The sequence below is a fragment of the Amorphus suaedae genome (assembly GCF_053629675.1).
The window spans coordinates 782,703-798,720 of sequence record NZ_JBRJIT010000001.1 but is presented as its reverse complement, the minus strand read 5'-3'; the positions used below and the strand labels follow the sequence as shown (position 1 = coordinate 798,720).

Here is a 16,018-nt window from a genome sequence, read left to right as displayed (position 1 = left end):
GACGTTCGGCGGGCTGAGGCCCGCATGCGCGGCCCTCCAGCGCGGCGGCCCGCACCCAACAAGGACACGGTTCATGAAACCCGATTTTGCCACGGCCATGCGCTGGGCCACCCAGGCCACCCGGGCCGGCGACCCGAGCGCCGCGACGCGCATCCTGCAGGAGGCGCTGACCGGGCGCGCGCCCGCCGGGGGCGGAGCGGCGACGCCCGCGCCGGAGACGGCCGACGGCTTCGCCGGCCGCACACTCGACCTCAAGGCCAACGCCCCGCGGTCCGCATCCGAGGCGCCTGGCGTCGCCAGCGCGCCGGCCGACGCGCCGCAGTCTTCCCCGAAGGCCGCGACGGAGCCCGACCGGCGGACGGCGCCTCAGGGGGAGGCGTCGGAGCGGGCTCGCATGCCGCTCGGCGACGTGGTCCGTCTCCTCAGCCGGGCCCGCAAGTCCGGTCCGCACCCGCTCCCCAACGTGCCCGGCCGGCGCGGCGGCGCGAGCCGTGCCGAGGTGCCGGTGTCGGAGGGAGCGCAGTTCGCCGCCCGGTCGTTTTCCTGCCCGGCCGGCGCGCGCCAGTACAAGCTCTACCGGCCGGCGTCGGCGGCGGAGCGCCCGCGGGCGCTGATCGTCATGCTGCACGGCTGCCAGCAGGATCCGGACGATTTCGCCGTCGGCACCGGCATGAACGCGGTCGCCGAGGCCGAGGGCGTGCTGGTCGCCTATCCCGGCCAGCCGGGGTCGGCCAACGCGTCGAGCTGCTGGAACTGGTTCCAGCCCGGCCACCAGGCCCGCAACGCCGGCGAGCCGGCGATCATCGCCGGCATCACCCGCGAGCTGATGGACGAATTCGGCCTCGGCCGCGACCAGGTGTTCGTGGCGGGGCTGTCGGCGGGGGCGGCGATGGCCGTCGTGATGGGGCAGACCTATCCGGACCTCTTCGCCGCCGTTGGCGCCCATTCCGGCCTGCCGTACCGGGCCGCGAACGACGTGATCAGCGCCTTCGCGGCGATGCGCGGCCAGGCGGCCGATCGCGGCCGCTCGCCCACGGAAACCGGCAATTTCCGCGACCCGACCCGCACCATCGTGTTCCACGGCAGCGCCGATTCCACGGTCCATCCGAGCAACGGCGAGATGATCGCGGCGGCCGTCCGCGAGGCCGGCGAGCCCAGCACCTCCCACGGCCGCTCGCCGGGCGGGCGGGCCTACAGGCGGAGCGTCGCCACCGGCGCGGGCGGCGTGCCGGTGCTTGAGCACTGGATCGTCGAGGGGGCCGGCCACGCCTGGGCCGGCGGCTCCGCGGCGGGCTCGTTCACCGATCCGAAGGGCCCGGACGCGTCGCGCGAGATGATGCGCTTCTTCCTGGCGGAGCGCGCGCAGGCCTGAAAACGCGCAGCTCCGGCGTCCGTCCGGAGCTGCGCGTTTTTGCGCGTATGTGCGCGTTTTTGCGCGCGCGCAGCGGTTGGCGCCAGCGCGCGCGGCGGGCGAGGGGAACGCTTGGGTCGCGGTGCGGTTGTCCCCGGTCCCCAACCGGACGCCGCGCGTCAATTCGACGAGGGCGGCGGTCCACGACCCTGAATCGGAATCGCCGCCATGTTCGGACTGCCCCTCTACGCCGACGCGGTCGTTCGCGGTCTCGTGCTCGGATCCGTCGCCCTCATATTCATCATCGTGATGGTCCGATGCGTCGGGCTGCGGTCGTTCTCGAAGATGACCGCCTTCGACTTCGTCATCACCATCGCCACCGGCTCGCTGCTCGCCAATGCGGCGACGGCGACCGCGTGGGACGGGTTCCTGCAGACCCTGGTCGCCATCGCCGCGCTGATGGGGGTCCAGGTGGCCCTGGCGCTGGTCCGGCGCTCGTCGGAGGAGGCCAGCCAGACGATGGAGAACGCCCCGCTGCTCTTGATGCGCGACGGGGTGTTCATCGAGGCGGCGCTTGCCACCAGCCGGGTGAGGCGCTCGGACGTCTACGCCAAGCTCAGGGAGGCGAACGCGCTGGAGCTGGACCGGGTGCGGGCCGTGGTGCTGGAGACCACCGGCGACATCAGCGTCCTGCACGGGGACGGGCTGGACGGGGTGCTGCTCGAGGACGTGCGCTGAGGCGGCGCGTCCCGCCCGCCGCCGCGAGCCCGTGGTCCGGTCGCGGCGGCTGATAGGGTCAGGCGATCGACCGTCAGAGACTGGCGACGATCGCCTCGCGCTCGGCCCGCATGGGCGCCAGCCGCTTGCGGGCAAGGGCGAGGACCTCGGCCGGGGCCTCATGCGGGGTCCCGGAGGCGAACGGCGGCGCCGGCGCGTATTCCATCGCAAGCTGCACCGTCTGCGCCTCCACCTCTCCGAACAGTTCCGCCAGCACGGTCAGCCCGAAATCGATGCCGGAGGTGACGCCGCCGGCGGTGATCAAGTTGCCGTCGCGGACGACCCGGTCGTCCACCGGGATGGCGCCGAAGCGCGACAGCATGTCGTGGGCGTTCCAGTGGGTGGTGGCGCGCCTGCCCTTCAGAAGGCCGGCGGCGCCCAGCACCAGCGATCCGGTGCAGACGGACGTGACCAGCCGCGCCCCCGCCGCCTGCCGGCGGATGAAGTCCAGCACCTCGGCATCGGTCAGGAGCGGGTTGATGCCGCCGCCGCCGGGCACGCAGATCACGTCGAGGGCGGGGCAGTCGGCGAAGGTGACGGTCGGGGCGAGCGTCAGGCCGGTCGCCGAGGTGAGCGGCGCGAGATCCTTCCAGACCAAGTGCACCTGCGTCCCCGGAGCCGAGGCGAACACCTCGTAGGGGGCGGTGAGGTCGAGCTGCTGGACCTTGGGGAAGACGAGAAGACCGATCTGAAGCGGGCGGGATGGGGCGGTGGCGGACATGGAAGCATCTCCTGATTGACACCCTCACGCTAGCAGGCCCATGAATGGCCGGAGAGACAATCATCCCTCGGTTCAGGCCAAAATGATCCGCCGCATCGACGTCCTCGCCTTCGACAACTGCCAGCTCCTCGACGTCGCCGGGCCCCTGCAGGTGTTCGCCACCGCCAACGACCTGGCGCGGATCGAGGGCCGGGCGCGACCGTACGAGCCCGTGACGGTGGGCGTCGACGGGCCGGTGGTGACCTCGTCCGGGCTGAGCCTCGGGGCGGCGCCGCTGCCGGAGGCCGGCACGCCGGTCGATACGATGATCGTGGCCGGCGGATGGGGCGTCGAGCGGGCCTGCGAGGACGAGCGGCTGCTCGCCTGGATCCGCGCGCGGGCCGCCACGGCGCGGCGGGTGGCGTCGGTGTGCAGCGGCGCCTACCTGCTGGCGACGGCGGGGCTGCTGGACGGGCGCCGCGCCGCGACCCACTGGCAGCGGTGCGAGGAGTTCGGGCGGCGCTTTCCCAAGGTGCGGGTGGAGCCCGATCCGATCTTCGTGCGCGACGGCGACGTATGGACCTCGGCCGGGGTGACGGCGGGCATCGACCTGGCGCTGGCGCTGGTGGAGGCGGATCTGGGCCGCGAGCCGGCGCTGGCGATCGCGCGCCAGCTCGTCGTCTTTCTGAAGCGGCCCGGCGGGCAGTCGCAGTTCAGCGCGGTGATGGCCCTGCAGGGCAGCGACCGCCGCTTCGACGACCTGCACGCCTGGATCCTGGACAACCTCGACCGCCGGCTGACGCTCGCCGACCTGGCCGACCATGCTGGCATGAGCATCCGCAGCTTCACCCGCCACTATCACAGGGCGACCGGGCGGACGCCGGCGCGGGCCATCGAGGAGCTGCGGCTGGAAAGCGCCCGCCAGCACCTGGAGCAGGGCGGCAACGTCGCCCGGGTGGCGGCGCGCTGCGGCTTCGGCGCCGAGGAGACCATGCGGCGGGCCTTTCAGCGCCGCCACGGCGTCAGCCCTCAGGCCTATCGCGAGCGCTTCCAGTCGACCGAGCTCGCAGGCTGAGGCAGCCCGGCTGGAACGTTCGGGCCAATTGCCGCGCTGGTCGGAAGAACGGCCGCGCGTGGTTGATGGGGACGGACGACGGGAGTTAGGTCTTGGAGGGCAGGGACGGATGCCTGCCCGGGACCGGACCCGATGCCGTGGATCGAAGCGCGCTCCCGCGCGTTGACGAAACGGGTCGGGGTTCCCCACTGCCGGGATGGCCGGTCCGATACTGCGAGAATGTATCGGGCGGTGCTGTTAGGCTGGCGCATGGCCGGCCGACACGACCGCCTGCCGCAGGCGCGTCCGTCGTGCCCCGCCTCCGGGGTGCGGGCCGGCTCGCGCGGCGTCCGTGACGACCGCCGGCCACGGGTCGGCCGAACGAATCAATCACCGTCGGGGAGACGAACTCCATGTCCATTTCGAGCGAAAAAGCCGGTGCCAACGGGGCCTGGCTGCTGTGTCTCGCAGCCCTCGTCGCGCTGACCGTCTCGGTGATCAACGCCTTCAACAAGGGCAACGGCATCGCCTTCACGGCGGGCTCCTACCTGGTGGTCATCACCAGCGCGCTGCTGGTGGTCGGCGCGGTCGCGCTGATCTGGAGCACCAGCCTGCCGCGCGCCGCGGCGGTGGTGTTCGCTATCCTCGTCCTTCTGGACATTCTCGGGACCGGCTTCGCGGCGTGGCTCCTGGAGGCCTACGTGCTCTTCGGGGCCATCGTGGTCGCGGGCATCGCCTGGCTGATCTACCTCGTGTTCGATCCCGCCCGCGAGCGGTACGTCTACCGCGCCGTCCGATAGGAGCCTGAGCCATGACCTCCAAGTTCGCGTCTCTGGCGCTCTCGACCGCACTCGCCCTGTCGCTGGCCGGGTTGCCCGCCCACGCCCAGCAGAGCGACCCCGCCGCCCAGCCGTCCGCCGCGCCCGATGCGGCCCCCTCCGACACCGGTACGACCACGATGCCGGCCGGGCAGGGGGCGACCGTCGAGACGGGTCCCGCGGCAGCCTCCGCGCCGAAGAAGTCCGGCCCCGACGCCTGGATGGAGACGCCTGACACCTGGGCGACCTTCAACGGCGACCTGAAGGCGCAGAAATATTCCCCCGCCAGCGAGATCACGCCGGACAACGTCGGCAAGCTGGAGAAGCTCTGGGAATACCACACCGGCGACGTGTCGGACGGCTCCGGCGACGTGCCGACGAGCGTCTGGTCGGCGACGCCGCTGTTCGTCAACGACACGCTTTACCTGGGTACCCCCTTCTACCGGATCGTGGCGCTGGAGCCCGATACCGGCCGGGAGAAGTGGACCTACGATTCCCATGCGGTTCTCGAGGCGCTGACCCAGCCGGCGATGAAGAACCGCGGCGTCGCCTACTGGCAGGAAGACGAGCCGAAGGACGGCGAGGCCTGCCAGAAGATCGTCTACATCGGCACGATGGACGCCAAGCTGCACGGCGTCGACGCCGACACGGGCGAGCCCTGCGCCGCCTTCGGCAAGGACGGCGTCGTCGACGTGAACCAGTGGAACACGGTCAACGCCAGCTGGCCGCTGTCGCTGCTGCAGCCGCCGACCGTCTATCACGACACGCTGTTCCTGGGCTGGGCCGGCAAGGACTGGAGCGACAGCGCGGCGCCTCCCGGCACCGTGTTCGCGCTCGACGCGCGCACCGGCGCGCTGAAGTGGATGTTCCACGCGCTGCCCAACGAGGTGATCTCCCGCACCGGCACGTCCAACGTGTGGGCGTCCATGTCCATCGATCCGGAGCGCGGGCTGCTGTACCTCCCGGTGTCGTCGCCGAGCCCCAACTACTACGGCGGCGACCGGCTGGAGGAGCTGCCGCTGGCCACCTCGGTGACGGCGCTCGACACCGAGACCGGCAAGGTGGTGTGGAGCCGCCAGCTCATCCATCACGACATCTGGGACTACGACACGGTCGCCCCGCCGACGCTGGTCGACATCGAGAAGGACGGCGCGACCATTCCGGCGCTGGTCCAGACCTCCAAGCAGGGCTTCATCTACGTCCTCAACCGGGAGACGGGCGAGCCGATCTATCCGATCGAGGAGCGGCCGGTCCCGGCGTCCGATATCGAGGGCGAGCAGGCCGCGCCCACCCAGCCGTTCGTCGACAAGCCGGCGCCGGTGGTGGACGAGGACTGGCCGGGCGTGTTCTGGCTCGCCGACGCGGTGAGCTTCGGCGAGTGCTCGGCGCGCGCCAAAAAATACCGCTGGGAGGGCCGCTTCACGCCGCCCAGCCTGGAAGGCACCATCGCCTATCCGCCGACGACGGGCGGCGCCCAGTGGGGCGGCGGCGCCGTCGATCCGCGCACCGGCATCTACATCGTCAACGCCAACAGCGTGGTGCAGATCTACACGCTGATCCCGCGCGACGATTTCAAGGAGAAGGAGCAGCAGGGCGAGGTTGCCGGCTTCTACAAGCAGGGCGAGGTGCCCTACGGCTTCAAGCTGGAGACCTTCGTCAACTGGGCCGGCATGCCGTGCTGGAACCCGCCCTACGGGACCATCCAGGCCTACGACCTGAAGACCGGCGAGCGCCTGTGGCGCCGGCCGTTCGGAAAGGTCCAGCGCTACGGCTTCTACATGCCGGACTCCTGGGGGTCGGTCACCATCGGCGGTCCGGTGATCACCGAGACGGGCGTGGTGTTCATCGGCGCCTCGATGGACTCGCGCGTCCGCGCCCTCGACCTGAAGACGGGCGACGAGCTGTGGAGCGCGCTCGTCGACGCGCCCGCCGTCTCGCTGCCGGCGGTCTACACCTACAAGGGCCGCCAGTACGTGACCTTCGCCGTCGGCGGCAACACGATCCTGTCGCCGAACGTCAGCGACCAGGTGGTGACGTTCGCCCTGCCGAAGTAGGCGGGCCGCGCGTCCCTTCCACCTGATCGGGAAGGCTCAAGGAGCCCCGCGTCCGGCCGCCGGACGCGGGGCTTCGCCGTTTCAGGCCGCGTCGAGGAAGCCGGTCACGGAGGCGATCCGGCCGTCGGCATCGAGGCGGACGATGTCGGTCCCACCGACGACCGGGCTGGCGTCCGGGCCGACCAGCGTCCACGAGAAGCGGACGACGTCGCCGTGACCGTCCGGCGTGCCCTGGAGGCGGAAGCTGTGGCCGGGGAAGCGCTCCCGCGCGCCGGTGATCATCGTGGCGATGCCGTCGTGGCCGCAGCCCTTCATCATCGGGTCGATGTAGTCGGCATCCTCCGCCCAGCGATCGCGGATGAGCGCGTGGCGGCGGCTTCCGTCGGCCTCGTTCCAGGTGGCGAGGTAGGCGTCGGCAATGGCGTTGGGATCGTGCATGGGGCTCTCCATCGGTTCGCCGGCAGGTCCGGCAGGGCGCACCGTGGCGCGACCGGCGCGCGGCTTCCATTACCTCGGAGGTCATGGCCACCCCGACCGGCGTCGGCCATGATCGGCGCCATGAGACCGGACACCGAAGCCCACACCGTCACCCCCAGCGAAGCCCCGACCACGGCCGGCGACATGCTGCGCGCCTGGCGCCGCCGCCGGCGCCTGAGCCAGCTCGACCTGGCGCTCGGGGCGGAGATCTCGACGCGGCACCTGTCCTTCGTGGAGACGGGGCGGGCGGCACCGAGCCGGCAGGTGCTGCTGCGGCTGGCGGAGGAGCTGGCGCTGCCGCTGCGCGGCCGCAACGCGCTGCTGGTGGCGGCCGGGTTCGCGCCCGTCCATCCGGAGCGGCCGCTCGACGCCCCCGACATGACGCCGGCCCGCGAGGCGGTGGAGCGCATCCTGCAGGCGCACGAGCCGTATCCGGCGCTGGCGATCGACCGGCGCTGGACGCTGGTCGCGGCGAACCGCGCGGTGACGCCGCTCCTCGTCGGCGTCGATCCGGACCTGCTCAGGGCGCCAGCCAACGTGCTGCGGCTGAGCCTGCACCCGGCCGGGCTGGCGCCGCGGATCGAAAACCTTGGGGAATGGCGGGCCCACCTGCTGCACCGGCTGGGCCGGCAGGTCGACGAGACGGCCGATCCGGTGCTGACGGACCTGCTCGCCGAGCTGTCGGCCTATCCGTCGCGGGCCGCCACGGGCCCGGTCGCCGCGTCGTCGGCCATCGCCGTGCCGCTGCGGCTGCGCGGACCCGACGGCGGCCTGCTGTCGTTCCTGTCGACGACGACGGTGTTCGGCACGCCGACGGACGTGACGCTGGAGGAGATCGCGCTGGAGTGTCTGTTCCCGGCCGACGAGGCGACGCGGCGGGCGCTGCAGCAGGGCGCGGAGGGGCGGCGATGAGCGTGACCTATGCGATCCGCTTCACCGTGCGGCCGGCAGAGCGCGAGCGGTTCGCGCACCTGCTCGGCGGCGTGCTCGACGCCATGCGCCACGAGGCGACGTTCGTCGACGCGATGCTGCACGACAATCCCGAGGACCCGTGCGACGTGCTTCTGGTGGAAACCTGGGAGGACCACGACGACGTGGTCAGCGTGCAGCTCGGCCGGGACTACCGGGAGGCGTGGCACGCGGCGCTGCCGGAGCTGCTGGAGCGTCCGCGCGAGGTGTCGGTCTGGACGCGCACCCGGTCGGACCGCCGGCCGGGGGCGTAGCGGCGGCCGGGATGCCGGCCGCCGGGTCGCTTCGATCAGACCGCGCTGGCGGCTTCCGGGGCCGACGGCAGCACGATGACCTTGGTGCCGACGGGCACGCGGCCGAACAGGTCGATGATGTCCTGGTTGAACAGGCGCACGCAGCCCGACGAGACCTTGGTGCCGATGGTGCTCGGCTGGGTGGTGCCGTGCAGGCGGTAGAGGGTGTCCTGGCCGTCCCGGTAGAGGTAGAGGGCGCGGGGGCCCAGCGGGTTGTCCGGGCCGCCGTCCATGCCCTCGGAAACGGGGCCGTAGCGCTCGGGCTCGCGGGCGATCATGTCCTTGGTGGGCGTCCAGCGCGGCCATTCGGCCTTGCGGCCGATATAGGCCTCGCCCTGGAAGTTGAACGCCTCGGTCTTGCCGACGCCGACGCCGTAACGCATCGCCTTGCCGCCCTCGCGGACGAGGTAGAGGAAGCGCATGCCCGGATCGACGACGATGGTGCCGGGGCGCTCGTAGGTCGGGTAGTCGACCTCCTGGCGCAGCAGGCGCGGGTCGACCTTGGAGATGTCGACCCCGGGGATCGGCCACGGCTCCGTCGTCACCGGCCCGTACATCGCGACGTAGTAGGGATCGGGCACATAGGCGTTTGTGGCCGTCATGGCCGGCTGGCGCTGCGTGACGCAGCCACCGACGGCGAGAGCGAGACCGACGAGAACAGATCGTCTGCTGAGCGACATCATTCATCCAATATTCGAGTGGGGCACGACGGGGATCATGCCCAGGTGAACGGAATTAGGCTATGGTTATGACCGCATGGAACTCATAACCGGATGGCATGGATGGATCTGAAGACCCTTCGCGCGTTCGTGCGCACGGTGGAGCGTGGTTCCCTGACGGCTGCCGCCAGTGATCTCGCCATATCGCAACCAGCGGTAACAAAACATGTACGGAAGCTCGAGACGTACGTGAACGCGCGCCTTCTCGAGCGCACCTCGCGTTCGGTCCGGCCGACAGCGTCCGGACTGGCGCTGTACGAGGCCGGCCGGGATGCGCTGGCGCAACTCGATGCGGCGCTGGAAGGCGTGCGCAGAGAAATGGGCGAAATCGAGGGCACATTGCGCCTCTTTGCGCCATCGTGTGTCGGGGCGCGGCAATTTCACCGGAGTGTGTTGGCATTTCAACACGATCACCCGAAGGTGAGCGTCGATCTCGTGCTCGACAACCGCGAGGTCGACCTGGTCTTCGAGAACTTCGACCTGGCCCTGCGCTATGGCCGCCCGGCGGGCCAGGACACCATCGTGCGGCGGATCGGGGTGGTGCGGCGCATCCTGGTCGCGGCGCCCGACTATCTCGCCCGGGAGGGCGCGATCCGGACCCTGGCCGACCTGGCGACCCGTCCGCTGGTGGCGACGACGTCGATCCTGAAATCCGGAGACGTGCTGCAGATCACCGGCGAGGGGACAAGCGTGGACCTTCCGGTCTGCCCGAGCCTCAGGACCAACAACGCCGACGTGCTGGTGAACAGCCTAGTGGCCGGGCGGGGCCCCGGGCCGGTCCAGTCCATCCTGGTCGAGGCCGAACTGAAGAGCGGTGCGCTGGTGCGGATCCTGCCGGACTACGAGGTGGAGCCGGCCGACCTGTTCCTCGCCTATCCGTCGTCACGCTACATGCGGCCGGTGGTGCGCGCCTTTATCGACCACCTGGTGCCGAACCTGCAGGCCGTCGAGGGAATCGCCTGACGCTCGGCCGCGGCAGCCGCGCCCGGCGGGGCCGCCGGAGCAAAGGGGTCAGATGCGGATCTTCTCGACTGCGGTCGCCGGGTCGCCGGTGTTGGGCGTGCCGGCCGGCTCGATGAGCATGAGCTCGACCTCCTCCTCGGCCACTGGGCGGTGCTCCACCCCCTTCGGCACCACGTAGAGGTCGCCGGGGCCGAGCTCGACCGACCCGTCACGAAGCTCGATGCGCAGGTGGCCCTTCAGGACGTGAAAGAAGTCGTCGGTGTCGGGATGGGAGTGCCAGACGAAGGCGCCCTTGAGCTTCACCACCATCACGTCGTGGCCGTTGAACGAGGCGACGATGCGCGGCTTCCAGTGCTCGGAGAAGGTGGCGAGCTTGTCGGCGAGACGGACGGCTTCGGGCATGTCGGGTCCTCCAGGGTGGGGCTGTCGGTCGACCCTCGCAGGGCCGCGCCGCCCGGTCTTGAACGATCCTGCCCCCTGATCCCTGGCCCGGCCGGGGACGGTCCGGCCTAGCGGTCGATCCGGAGCTTGCCGGAGCGCGCGGCCTCGACCAACTCCTCGTGCTCGCGCTTCCGGCGCGCCTGGGCGATCACGATGATGGCGTGCAGCGACGGGATCAGCAGCAGGAAGGCGAACGTGAACAGGGTCAGCAGCGACAGCACGATGACCAGCACGATGAGGATCAGGTTGAACAGCGCCGAGAACACCTTGCCTTCCAGGAGGAGGGCGAGCGGCGGCAGGAAGAAGGCGAGTACGTAGATCATGGTCGTCGGCCTCCGCGGGCAAAGTCGCTTTGCTCCGCATCCGGCGGGACATGCCCGGTCGGAACGTCGCTCGATGGAAATCTGTCGGTCCGGCCGGCGGCCGCGCACCGATCACTCGGCGGCGCGCTCCGGCGGGTCCACGACGCGGGCGTCGAGGCTCCAACAAGATAGGATGCGTCTAGACGCGCTGCCACCCCTGAGGACCCAGGTGTTCCTGGGGCTGGAAGCGGACCTTGTAGTCCATCTTCGGCGAGCCTTCGACCCAGTAGCCGAGATAGACGTAGGGCAGGCCGCGCTCGCGGGCGCGCCGCACATGGTCGAGGATCATGTAGGTGCCGAGGCTGCGGCGGGTCTCGGCCGGGTCGTAGAAGGAATAGACCATCGACAGGCCGTCGGAGAGGACGTCGGTGAGCGCGGTCGCCACCAGCGGCCCGCCGCGGCCGGTGATGGCGGTGTCGGGGCCGGGCTTGCGGTATTCCACCAGCGTCGTCTCGACATGGGTGTCCTCCACCATCATGGCGTAGTCGAGCACCGACATCTCCGCCATGCCGCCGGTCGCGTGGCGCGAATCGAGGTAGTCGCGGAACAGCGCGTACTGCTCCGACGACGGCGCCGACGGGATCTCCTCGGCGACGAGGTCGCGCGAGGCCGCCAGGATCCGCCGGAACGAGCGCGTCCAGTCGAAGCCGTCGACGCAGACGCGCACCGAGACGCACGACTTGCAGCCCTCGCAGGCCGGCCGATAGGCGATGTTCTGCGACCGGCGGAAGCCGCCCTGGGTCAGGATGTCGTTCAGCGCCGACGCGCGATCCCCGACCAGGTGGGTGAACACCTTCCGTTCGAGGCGCCCCTCCAGATAGGGGCAGGGCGCGGCCGCGGTCAGGTAGAACTGCGGATTGTCGCTGTATTGCCGCGTCATTGCGTTTCAGTCCGGTCCTTGTTCTCCGCTGGCGGCGGACGGGAGGCGGGGCACCGCTCCCAGGCTCGCCGGTCAAGCTTGCCCGAACCCTGTCGCCCGGCGGAGGGTCAATCCGCTTCGTGTATCCGACTCGGACCGTTCCTCACAAACCGTAGTACCAAGGCGCTGCCAGCGAAAACGTCAGCCACAAGATAAGCACCAGTGGCGTTCCCGCGACAACAAAATCCCGAAACCGGTAGTGGCCGGGGCCCATCACCAGGAGATTCGTCTGGTAGGCGACGGGTGTGGCGAAAGAACAGTTGGACGCCAGGATGACCGTCACCACGAACGGTTCGGCGGGCAGGCCGAGCCGCGCCGCCACGCCGATGGCGATCGGGGTGAACAGCACGGCGGCCGCGTTGTTGGTGACGAAGTTGGTGGCAACCGCGATCACCGCGAACAGCGCGGACAGGATGAGCGCCGGCGAGCTGCCGTCCATGGCCGAGAGCACGGCGTTGGCGACGGCGGTCGCCCCGCCGGTGGCCTCCAGCGCGGTGGCGGAGGCGATCGCCGAGGCCACCAGCATGACGATGCGCCCGTCGACCACGCGCCCGGCCTGACGGATGTTGAGGCAGCCGAACACCAGCATGGCGAGCGCCCCGCAGAGCGCCGCGGCGACGATGGGCACCAGCTCGAATGCGCTGACCGCCACCATTGCGGCGAAGATCAGGAAGGCGCGCGGCGCCTTCGCCCGCTGATGGACGTCGCTGGCGGTCCAGTCGACCAGCAGCACGTCGTGGTTGGCGCGCAGGCGCTTGATGCGGTCGCGGGCGCCGGCGAACAGGAGGACGTCGCCGGCCTCCATGCGGATCTCGGTCATCGGCGTGCGCGGCATCCGGCTGCGGCGCTGGATGCCGAGGACCACGCACCCGGTGTCGCTGCGAAAGCCCGCCTGGGCGGTGGTGCGCCCGATCAGCCGCGAGCCGGGCGCGACGATCGCCTCGGCGAGCGTGACCACGCCCTCGATGCGCGGACCGCCGGCGTCGCCGGGTGGGCTGGCGGCGTCCGACATGATGGACCGGTGCTGGGAGAGCGTGCGCTCCAGCGCCGCCCGCGTCGCCGCGACGATGACCAGGTCGCCGGGCTGGAGCGTGACGTCCTCGAACGGCGGCAGGATGGCGCGTTCGCCGCGCTGGACGAGGCGGACGGTCATCTCGGCGAGCTGCGGGAACAGGCCGGCGACCGCCTCGGCGCCGACGAGCGGATGGCCGTCGCGGATCTGGATCTCGGCGATGAACTGCTTGCCGGCGCTGCTGCGCACCTCGTCGGCCATCGACTGCCGGGGCGTCAGGATGCGCGGCATCACCACCAGCACGTAGACCGCGCCGACCGCCACCAGGATCAGCGCGATCGGTGTGAAGGAGAAGAACGACAGGTCGGCGACGCCGGCCCGGCGGGCGACGTCGACGGCGAGCAGGTTGGTCGACGAGCCGATGACGGTGGTCATGCCGCCGAGGATGGTGATGAACGACAGCGGCATCAGCAGGCGCGAGCCGGGCCGGTTCACCGCCGCGCCGAGGGCGACGATGACCGGCAGAAACATCACCACCACCGGCGTGTTGTTCATGAAGGCGCTGAGCCCGCCGATGGCCAGAAAGACGCCGGCGAGCGCCACCGCGCCGTAGCGGCGCACCACGGTGACCATCATGGCGGCGGGGCGGTCGAGAGCATCGGTGTGGTAGAGGCCCTGGCCGACCACCAGCAGCGCCAGGATGGTGATCAGGCCGGGATTGGAAAAACCGGCGACGAGGTCGCCCGCCGTGAGCGACCGGGCGCCCGAGGGAAGGCCGGCGATGGGAAACATCGCGAGATAGGCGACGATGACGCCGAGGCTGATCGCCTCGATGGAGAAGCGCTCCGTCGCGTAGAGCACGACGGACACGGCGATGACGCCGAATGTCAGCCACATGGACAGGTCGGGCAGGGACATCATCGCGCGATCCGGACCGTGGGGCAGCCGCGGGCGCGGCCATGTTCCGGACGTCGGTCCGGCCGGTCGCAACCGGCCGGCCAGCGGCTCCGGAGTCAAATGCTCCCGCAAGCTTGCAGGCGTTCCGGGACCCGGTCGAGTCCGGGGGGAAACCTGCAGCCGGCGGGAGCACGGGTGGAGCCGTCAGAGTGCGCGAGAGCGGGCGCCGCCGGAAGCAATCCGGTTCTCAATCGCGGCGCGGAAAGAGCAAACGCGTTCGGGGCGCCCGGGGGCGGCGCCGGGCCGGATCAGGCCGGGGAGGCGGAGAGCTCCGTCTCGAGCTGACGGAGTGCCGCGGAATCCACCATCACCGTGCCGAGCACCATGTCGTGCAGCAGGCGCTTGCGGTCGGAGAAGAAGGCGACCAGCAGCACCAGCGGCGTGAGGAAGCTCACCGACGCGTAGAACAGCACGGCGTGGATGGCGGCCAGCAGCGGATAGACCTTGCCGCCGTGGAACAGCCGGAGCTCGATGCCCATGGCCCGCATGCCGGGCGTCGCCGAGTTGGAGCCGCCGAGGCTGAAGGCGATGTAGATGAGCGCGACGGCGGGCCACAGGATCGCGAACAGGATCCAGGCGAGGCCGAAGGTGATGATGCCGAGCAGCAGCACCGCCAGCGAGGCGGCGAACATCAGCACGGTGATCAGCACGCAGTCCATCATGAAGGCCACCGAGCGCCGCATCCGAAGCCCCGAATAGAGCTGCGGGTAGGCGAGGGGGTCGAACAGCGGGTGGTCCTCGGTGTAATCGGCCGCGGCGGTCATCAGGCAGTCTCCTCAAACGTCGATCTGTCGCAGATGGTGTGCGCGCCCGCCGATGTCAAAAGGCGGAAAGCCGCCGCTCAGAAATGGGATTCGGCGGCGTCGACGCGCTGGACGGTCAGTCCGAGCGACTCGATGCCGGCGACGATCTCGGCCGCGTGGGCGGCGTCGCGGGTCTCGATGGTGAAGTCCACCGAGGTGCCCTTCGCCGGGATGTTGAGGAACAGCCGGTGGTGCGACACCTCCAGGATGTTGCCGCCCAGCCGGCCGATGGCGGCGGCGATCTCGCCCAGCACGCCAGGCCGGTCGTGGATGACGACGCGGATCGCGACGATGCGCTCGCCGCGCGCCAGCTCCCGCACCATGATGGAGGCGAGGATGCGCGCATCGATGTTGCCGCCGCACAGCACGAGGCCGACCTTGCGGCCGGCAAAGCGCTCCGGCGCCATCATCACGGCGGCGAGGCCGGCCGCGCCGGCGCCCTCGGCCATCGTCTTCTGGAAGGTCAGGTAGGCGTTCACCGCCCGCTCGATGGACGGCTCGTCGACGAGGATGATGTCGTCGACCAGCTCGCGGACGATGGAGAGGGTGAGGTCGCCGACGTTCTTGACGGCGATGCCCTCGGCCAGCGTGTTGCCGCCGCAGGCCACCGTCTCGCCGCGCAGCGCGCCCCACATGGACGGGTAGAGCGCCGTTTCGGTGCCGACGATGGTGATGTCGGGCTTCAGCGCCTTGGCGGCAATCGCGATGCCGGAGATGAGGCCGCCGCCACCGATCGGCACGACGATGGTGTCGAGGTCCGGCTCGTCCTCCAGCATCTCCAGCGCGATGGTGCCCTGGCCGCGGATGACGTCGGGATCGTTGTAGGGATGGATGAGGGTGAGGTTCTGCTCGGCCTGGAGGCGCTCGCACTCGAGCTGGGATTCCGCCAGCGTCTCGCCCTTCAGCACCACCCGCGCGCCCCGCGACTGGGTCGACTGGACCTTCACGAAGGGGGTCGGCTCCGGCATGACGATGGTGGCGGAAATGCCGAGGCGGCTGGCGTGGTGGGCCACCGACTGGGCGTGGTTGCCGGCCGACATGGCGATGACGCCGTTGCGGCGCTCCTCCTCGCTGAGCTGCAGCATGCGCACCAGCGCGCCGCGGTCCTTGAAGGAGTTGGTGACCTGCATGTTCTCGTACTTGACGAGAATGTCGGTGCCGACGACCTGGGAGAGCTTCGGCGCAGCGAGGAAGGGCGTGCGGACCACCTCGCCGGCGATCAGCCGGGCGGCGTCGCGAATGCCTTCCAGGTCCGGCGCGGTGCGGGACGGCTTGGCGCTGGCGCTCACGGTCATGTCGGCATCCCCCATCCCGTTTGATCCGGCCGTCCGCCGTCGGCGGGCCGCCGC

At 70.6% G+C, this 16,018-nt stretch carries 17 protein-coding genes; 8 read left to right on the top strand and 9 right to left on the bottom strand.

The annotated features are described in order from the left end of the window. Positions 1 to 73: 73 nt before the first annotated feature. Both AB7M35_RS03550 and AB7M35_RS03545 read left to right on the top strand, forming a co-directional pair. Positions 74 to 1,372, top strand: coding sequence for an extracellular catalytic domain type 1 short-chain-length polyhydroxyalkanoate depolymerase (locus AB7M35_RS03550; RefSeq protein ID WP_453957328.1), 1,299 nt, complete (start codon positions 74 to 76; stop codon positions 1,370 to 1,372). A gap of 207 nt (positions 1,373 to 1,579) precedes the next feature. Continuing rightward, entirely contained in the window at positions 1,580 to 2,089 is a 510-nt protein-coding gene (locus AB7M35_RS03545) for a DUF421 domain-containing protein (RefSeq protein WP_453957326.1), read from the top strand. A gap of 73 nt (positions 2,090 to 2,162) precedes the next feature. Here the strand turns inward: AB7M35_RS03545 and AB7M35_RS03540 are convergent, their stop codons facing one another. Further along, positions 2,163 to 2,849, bottom strand: coding sequence for a DJ-1/PfpI family protein (locus AB7M35_RS03540; protein WP_453957324.1), 687 nt, complete (start codon positions 2,847 to 2,849; stop codon positions 2,163 to 2,165). An 85-nt stretch (positions 2,850 to 2,934) separates the two neighbouring features. On the opposite strand from AB7M35_RS03540, the gene AB7M35_RS03535 reads away from it, so the two are divergent. From AB7M35_RS03535 to AB7M35_RS03525, 3 genes are all read left to right on the top strand, one after another. Further along, on the top strand, positions 2,935 to 3,903 hold the full coding sequence (locus AB7M35_RS03535) for a GlxA family transcriptional regulator (RefSeq protein WP_453960595.1): 969 nt from the start codon (positions 2,935 to 2,937) through the stop codon (positions 3,901 to 3,903). 392 nt (positions 3,904 to 4,295) lie between these two features. Beyond that, positions 4,296 to 4,682 (top strand): hypothetical protein, encoded by a 387-nt coding sequence (locus AB7M35_RS03530; protein ID WP_453957322.1) that lies wholly within the window; start codon positions 4,296 to 4,298, stop codon positions 4,680 to 4,682. A gap of 11 nt (positions 4,683 to 4,693) precedes the next feature. Beyond that, the gene (locus tag AB7M35_RS03525) at positions 4,694 to 6,754 is read left to right on the top strand and encodes an outer membrane protein assembly factor BamB family protein (protein ID WP_453957320.1); all 2,061 of its coding nucleotides are present in this window, start codon (positions 4,694 to 4,696) and stop codon (positions 6,752 to 6,754) included. A gap of 81 nt (positions 6,755 to 6,835) precedes the next feature. Here AB7M35_RS03525 and AB7M35_RS03520 read toward each other — a convergent pair whose 3' ends face one another. Then, positions 6,836 to 7,192, bottom strand: a complete 357-nt coding sequence (locus AB7M35_RS03520; protein ID WP_453957318.1) for a nuclear transport factor 2 family protein — start codon at positions 7,190 to 7,192, stop codon at positions 6,836 to 6,838. A 120-nt stretch (positions 7,193 to 7,312) separates the two neighbouring features. Between AB7M35_RS03520 and AB7M35_RS03515 the strand changes: the two genes are divergently transcribed. Further along, complete coding sequence (locus AB7M35_RS03515; RefSeq protein ID WP_453957316.1) at positions 7,313 to 8,143, top strand: MmyB family transcriptional regulator; 831 nt, start codon at positions 7,313 to 7,315, stop codon at positions 8,141 to 8,143. Further along, positions 8,140 to 8,454: a putative quinol monooxygenase gene (locus tag AB7M35_RS03510; protein ID WP_453957314.1), complete on the top strand. Its 315-nt coding sequence runs from the start codon at positions 8,140 to 8,142 to the stop codon at positions 8,452 to 8,454. Before AB7M35_RS03515 ends, AB7M35_RS03510 begins: the two co-directional genes overlap by 4 nt. A gap of 35 nt (positions 8,455 to 8,489) precedes the next feature. Here AB7M35_RS03510 and AB7M35_RS03505 read toward each other — a convergent pair whose 3' ends face one another. Then, positions 8,490 to 9,173: a L,D-transpeptidase gene (locus tag AB7M35_RS03505; protein ID WP_453957312.1), complete on the bottom strand. Its 684-nt coding sequence runs from the start codon at positions 9,171 to 9,173 to the stop codon at positions 8,490 to 8,492. 102 nt (positions 9,174 to 9,275) lie between these two features. Between AB7M35_RS03505 and AB7M35_RS03500 the strand changes: the two genes are divergently transcribed. Beyond that, complete coding sequence (locus tag AB7M35_RS03500) at positions 9,276 to 10,175, top strand: LysR family transcriptional regulator (protein WP_453957310.1); 900 nt, start codon at positions 9,276 to 9,278, stop codon at positions 10,173 to 10,175. A 48-nt stretch (positions 10,176 to 10,223) separates the two neighbouring features. On the opposite strand, the gene AB7M35_RS03495 is transcribed toward AB7M35_RS03500, so the two are convergent. The 6 genes from AB7M35_RS03495 to AB7M35_RS03470 all read right to left on the bottom strand — a co-directional run bounded on the left by AB7M35_RS03495 (position 10,224) and on the right by AB7M35_RS03470 (position 15,979). Beyond that, positions 10,224 to 10,577: a cupin domain-containing protein gene (locus AB7M35_RS03495; protein ID WP_453957308.1), complete on the bottom strand. Its 354-nt coding sequence runs from the start codon at positions 10,575 to 10,577 to the stop codon at positions 10,224 to 10,226. A gap of 107 nt (positions 10,578 to 10,684) precedes the next feature. Further along, positions 10,685 to 10,939, bottom strand: a complete 255-nt coding sequence (locus tag AB7M35_RS03490; RefSeq protein ID WP_453957306.1) for a hypothetical protein — start codon at positions 10,937 to 10,939, stop codon at positions 10,685 to 10,687. Positions 10,940 to 11,117: 178 nt separating this feature from the next. Continuing rightward, a complete protein-coding gene (locus AB7M35_RS03485; protein WP_453957304.1) occupies positions 11,118 to 11,858 on the bottom strand; it encodes an arginyltransferase in 741 nt (246 codons plus the stop codon). Between the two features lie 142 nt (positions 11,859 to 12,000). Continuing rightward, on the bottom strand, positions 12,001 to 13,827 hold the full coding sequence (locus AB7M35_RS03480) for an SLC13 family permease (protein WP_453957302.1): 1,827 nt from the start codon (positions 13,825 to 13,827) through the stop codon (positions 12,001 to 12,003). A gap of 287 nt (positions 13,828 to 14,114) precedes the next feature. Next, on the bottom strand, positions 14,115 to 14,630 hold the full coding sequence (locus AB7M35_RS03475) for an RDD family protein (RefSeq protein ID WP_453957300.1): 516 nt from the start codon (positions 14,628 to 14,630) through the stop codon (positions 14,115 to 14,117). Between the two features lie 77 nt (positions 14,631 to 14,707). Continuing rightward, the gene (locus AB7M35_RS03470) at positions 14,708 to 15,979 is read right to left on the bottom strand and encodes a threonine ammonia-lyase (protein ID WP_453957298.1); all 1,272 of its coding nucleotides are present in this window, start codon (positions 15,977 to 15,979) and stop codon (positions 14,708 to 14,710) included. Positions 15,980 to 16,018: the final 39 nt, after the last annotated feature.